This window comes from Rhodovibrio sodomensis (assembly GCF_016583645.1).
In the GTDB taxonomy this organism is placed as follows: Bacteria; Pseudomonadota; Alphaproteobacteria; order Kiloniellales; family Rhodovibrionaceae; genus Rhodovibrio; species Rhodovibrio sodomensis.
This window is the reverse complement of the sequence record NZ_NRRL01000206.1, coordinates 1-4901: the sequence shown is the minus strand read 5'-3', so window position 1 is coordinate 4901 and position 4901 is coordinate 1. Positions and strand designations below refer to the sequence as shown.

5 protein-coding genes are annotated in these 4901 nt (G+C 61.1%); 2 read left to right on the top strand and 3 right to left on the bottom strand.

Going from position 1 to position 4901, the window contains the following annotated elements; all coding sequences use genetic code 11:
• Both CKO28_RS26945 and CKO28_RS26940 read right to left on the bottom strand, forming a co-directional pair.
• On the bottom strand, nucleotides 1-187 hold a 187-nt coding region (locus tag CKO28_RS26945), incomplete at its 3' end, for an IS1634 family transposase N-terminal domain-related protein (RefSeq protein WP_242480851.1).
• Between the two features lie 567 nt (nucleotides 188-754).
• Nucleotides 755-2224, bottom strand: coding sequence for a DcaP family trimeric outer membrane transporter (locus CKO28_RS26940; protein WP_200344471.1), 1470 nt, complete (start codon nucleotides 2222-2224; stop codon nucleotides 755-757).
• 150 nt (nucleotides 2225-2374) lie between these two features.
• Between CKO28_RS26940 and CKO28_RS26935 the strand changes: the two genes are divergently transcribed.
• Nucleotides 2375-3298, top strand: coding sequence for a helix-turn-helix transcriptional regulator (locus CKO28_RS26935; protein WP_200344469.1), 924 nt, complete (start codon nucleotides 2375-2377; stop codon nucleotides 3296-3298).
• A 129-nt stretch (nucleotides 3299-3427) separates the two neighbouring features.
• Here the strand turns inward: CKO28_RS26935 and CKO28_RS26930 are convergent, their stop codons facing one another.
• Nucleotides 3428-4477: an IS5 family transposase gene (locus tag CKO28_RS26930; protein WP_200344467.1), complete on the bottom strand. Its 1050-nt coding sequence runs from the start codon at nucleotides 4475-4477 to the stop codon at nucleotides 3428-3430.
• Nucleotides 4478-4672: 195 nt separating this feature from the next.
• Here CKO28_RS26930 and CKO28_RS29520 point away from each other — a divergent pair.
• Nucleotides 4673-4901 (top strand): helix-turn-helix domain-containing protein (locus CKO28_RS29520; protein WP_200344465.1); only part of this gene is annotated, 229 nt, incomplete at its 3' end.

Below are 4901 nucleotides of genomic sequence, written 5' to 3'. Positions count from 1 at the left end.
GCGCCTGCTCGGCGCGTTCAACGGCGACGCCGCCTTTGAGCAGGGTGCGCAGGCCCTCGACCACGTCCGTCGGCCAACCGCTCAGATTGGCCACGGTGCGCTTTTTGATCTTGCCGCCCTCGCGGCGGCTTTCCCGCAGCAGAACGGCGGGCGGCGACTGGCGATTGGGGACCGACTCGATGTACATAGCCTATGCGAATCCGACTTTGTCCCCGATGTCAAGAACGAACCCCGTCATTTACATGGGTACACGGTACCGCCCAAAACTCGATTCTTTGTTCATATCCAGGCACTTAGAAGGAAAACCAAGTAAAAAGTTCCGCTTAGAGCTGAACCGATGCTTCTGATCGCTGACCGGCATGCAAGCACGAGCCATCTGGCACCTACAGGCGCCGCACGGACACGTCGTTCATGCACCACATTTTTGGCAGATGTAATGAAGTGGCACGTCCGGTTATGGCCCTGGCTGCCCGGTGAACAACGAGGCATAGGCGTCCGCGGAATACCCTCGACACCGGACGGCGACGTCAAAAGAGGGGACTTCGGGACCCAGAGCGGTCAACATTGTCGACGGCACGTATCGCGATCCTTCAGATGCCTGCGCCCGGCGAGGCAATAGCCGGCCATGACCCGAACGTATGCAATGTTCTGTAACGTGGATGCATTAAAGCTGGCGCATTCAGAGCCGAACGCACAGAGCCGAACGCGGGGTGTGGATCGGTTGCTCGCCGCGCCCGCACCCCGCGTTGGTCGCCTAGAAGCTCACCTGCACTGACTGCTGGAGGCGCACGTTGTCGTCGCTGTCGCCGTTTGCGTCCTCCCGATTGCCCCAGATCACTTCGGTTCCGAAGGTTACGAAGTCGATCGGGTTCCAGAATAAGGTGGCGTGCACCGAGTTGGTGTTGTCGAGGTCGCCGGGACGGAACGTGTCCATGGCCTCATACCGACCGTAAGCAAGCAGGACTTGCACGTCGTTGGTAAGGTTATGACCGACCTGGAGGGTCGCACCGTACGCTTCGATGGTCTGGACATCGCCATTCGCGTCGACAAAGCCGTCCTGTCCAGAGCCGTTCAGAATATAGCGCCCGACACCGTCACCGTAGGTGAGGGAGCCGCGAAGAATCCCGTCCGTCCAAGGTTCCGTGTTGCCGGAGAGGTTGACGCCCCAACCAAAGGCATCGTCACCTTGGTCGTTCGGCGAACCAAGGTAACGGCCGACGCCGGACAGCTTCACCAAACCCCAGTCGTCTGAGTACGTCGTGGCTGCCGTGATGTCCGGAGCCTGATCGAGGCCGGCGTTGATGCCGAAGTCGTCGTTTTTGCGCTCGGTGCTCTCGGAAAATGCGCCGATAGCGTCCCGCCCGCTGAACTCGGAATTCTCCACCGAGCCCGACAGGGTCCACCGTTCCGAGAGGTCGTGGGTATAGCGTAGTTGGGCCTGTCGAATGAACGGGATACCGGCTGGTCCCTGGAAGTCGACCGTGGCCGGATAGCTCTCGATCGGCATGAAGTTCGTCCAGTACTGGCCGATCCGGAGACCGCCGACTGTTGCTGTCGCATGCCGCAGCCGGAACGAGTGCGAGTTCGAGAACACCTCGTTTCCCCCGTTGCCGAAGAAGTCGCCTTCCAGATGGGTTGTTACCTCGCCAAGATCCGTTGGGGTGAAGGTCTTGAAGCGCAACCGCGACTGTCGGGCGTGTGCGCGGAAACGTTGCTCGTCGTCGGCGGCACCGGTTGTCAGCAATTCGGTCACGAACAGGTCACCAACGGACTCATTCGTGTCAAAGATGAAGTCGGCCTTGATGTAGCCGCCGATCTCAACCTCTGTATCGGTGCCCGGTAAGCGGAACCGTCCGGGCTCCGAGCCTTTGGACAGGACCGCGTTGTCGCGCGTTTCCTCGACCTCTTGCTTGGTCTCGGCTTGTTCCGTCTCCAGTTCGTGCAGGCGTTGGCGCATCTCGTTCATTTGCTGGCGCAGATCGCGGATCTCTTCGGTATCGTCGGCTACGGCCGCCGCGCTCGGCAGCCCCAGTCCAATGGCCGTCAAAACCGCTACCGCCGCTCCTGTTCGAAAACCCATCTCAACCTCCCGTTTATCTGCTTCGGCCAGGCCGTCTAAGCGGGCCCGGAAACCTGAGCCTATGAAGGCGCGAGCCAGTGGGTCTTTGGCGCAAAGCGACAGCAGGCTTGTCCGGATCGGACGCTTGGGCGCCTTACGAACCAAGCCTTCTTCCGTAAAATGAAACAATCACAGTTGGTTAACGCGCCAATCTCAGCTTTTCACTCGTAAGCACGCTTTCGTTACAAGTGGCTTACAACCCGTCGATTGCGTGTCATCTCTTGCAAGAACGATTGCAGGCACGAGGTGCTCGCGATGAACTTGACCCGGATCAATACCCAGGTTGTCGCCCCCGAGGAGCGTTTCGATCTGTTTTACGAGTCGATCGCCCGGCGAGTGATGCCAATGACGCCGCGCTGGGCGTCCTGCGCGCGCGATTTTCAGGCCCGAATGCTTGCGGCGCACTACGGGTCACGCGGCGCGATGCTGGTCGAGGCGCCGGCACATTACGTGCGGCGCGGCCGCGCGGAGATACGAGCCGGTGATCCGGAAATGGTTCACCTGGGCTGCATCCTCGGCGGTAGCCGGTGGCTGCTAAACGCTTCCGGTGAGCACCGGCTGCGTAGGGGGCGGATCTTCATGACTTGCTCAGATCGTCCCTTCGCCCTCGACGCCCGGCGCGGTCGCTATACAGGCGTCACACTCGCCGTGCCGCGTGCGGAACTGAAAGGCCTCGATCTTAATCTTTTATGTGATCCCCGTGCCTTCGATGAATTGGCAACTGGCGAGATTTTGCGCCAAATCCTTAAACGCGCCGCTGACGCGTTGGAAACCGAAGCAGCGCGCGAGGTTCCCTTCCTCTGCAGTGCCGCGTTTGATGCACTGAAGCTGGGTCTCAATCACGGCCGCTGTTGCGCAACAGCTGAAGCTCAACCGAAGGTTACAAGTGAACTGGTCCGCATGGAGATAGCGCGCAATTATGGGAATGGCGATCTGACGGCCGAGCGAACGGCATGTCAACTTGGCGTCTCAGTTCGGGCTTTGCAGCGTGCTCTTGCGCGGGAAGAACTGTCTTTCCGCGGCATGTTGCGCGATCAGCGGATGCGTGCGGCCTACGAGGCTTTGGCCACCACTTCAGAGCCGATCGGCCATATTGCTAATGCTTGCGGTTATGGCGAACTTTCTTCGTTTTATCGGGCCTTCAAACAAAAGGGCACCTCGATAAATGCGGCTGCGTAGGCTCTTGCGGCCCGATAAACGGCTCCGGTGGCCGCTGAACGCCCCGATGGATGCCGCTCGGCGGCTCTTTTTGGTTGTTTTTACCTCTTCAGCTGCGCTCCAGGCACACTTCTCCTGTCACCACTCCGCTCACGTCGGGCCGCGAACGGCAGCCAGCCCGTCCAGCTGAACCACGCGTCGCATGTTGTAGGCCAGGTTCTTCAGCCCGATGCGTGCCGTGGCGCGGGCGATCCCGATGCTGCGCACCAGCGTGCCGCCCATGTCATTGGTCTGCGCGCCGAACACGTGCTCGACCCGGGCGCGGACCTTCGACCGGGTCTTGTTGCCCTGTTGCTCGCGCTTGCTGAGCGGGCGGTTGCGATGACCCTTGCGGTGAATCCGGCTCTTCAGGCCGCGGTCTTCCAGCTTGGCTTCGATCTCGGCCGACCGGTATGCGCTGTCCGCCCAGACATCCGAGGCGGTGTTGTCGTCGTCCAGCACGTCGTCGATGACCTGGCTGTCGTGGACGGCCGCGTCCGTCACCTTGTAGCGCCGGATTAGCTTGTGCCGCCGGTCGACGTTGACGTGGTTTTTGTACCCGTAGTGCGACTTGCCGTGCTTCTTCGTCCAGCGCGCGTCGGTGTCCTTCTGGCGGTTCTTGGCCGGCTTGTCGCTCCAGCCCTCGGGCGTCTCGCCCGCCTTGATCGCCGCGTTTTCGTCGCGGTCGTTGCGCTGCTTGGGCACCGGCACGATCGAGGCGTCGATCATCTGCCCGCCCATCGCCAGCCAACCCTGGGCCTTCAGGTAGCCATCGAACGCGCCGAACAGTTCGTCAACGACCTCGGCCTGCACCAGTTGCTCGCGGTACTGCCAGACCGTCGTCGCGTCCGGCACAGGGTCCTCCAGACCCAGGCCCAGAAAGCGCATGAACGACAGCCGGTCGCGCACCTGGTACTCGAACTGTTCGTCGGAGAGGTTGTAGAGCTCGCACAACACGAGCGCCTTGAACATGACGACCGCGTCCCAGGGCTTGCGACCGGCCTTGGACTTCCGCGCCTCCGACGGCCGGCGCCAGACAGCTTCCAGCTGAGGCCGGAAATCCGCCCAGGGCACGATCGCGTTCAGCTTCACCAGCGGGTCCGCCTTCGCGTCCAGCCCGGCGTAGCGCTTCGAGACGTCGAAGAAGCCCATCTGGCCCATCAGCACCTCCCACTCATCGCCCCTATATCGACGATTCTACCGGGATCACGCTGGATCGCGAGATTTTTCGAGGTGCCCAAAAATTTGAACGCACCCCTAACGAGGTGCGTTCAGAGATTTTTCTGCTATACTCAGAGTCTTTGGAGACCCGAATTCCGGCTTGACGCGAGGTTGAATCGGGATTCAGTTGCGAGCATGATACACCCCGGTTTCCTTTCCTTTGAAGATCGCCGCGAACTCGAAGCGTGCGTGCGTCGGCATCGCGTGGACCACGGCGTTGCACGGCGGGCAAATGCCCTTCTGCTGCTGGATGACGGCAAAAGTTGTGCCCAGATCGCGGAGTTCCTGTATCTGGACGACGATACGATACGGGGATGGCACAAGGCGTATCAGCGCGACGGCTGGGAAGCTCTGGCTCGGGATG

Coding starts and splice junctions, on each gene's coding strand:
- CKO28_RS26935 (WP_200344469.1), top strand. CDS start 2,375: ATGAACTTGACCCGGATCAATACCCAGGTTGTCGCCCCCGAGGAGCGT.
- CKO28_RS26930 (WP_200344467.1), bottom strand. CDS start 4,477: ATGGGCCAGATGGGCTTCTTCGACGTCTCGAAGCGCTACGCCGGGCTG.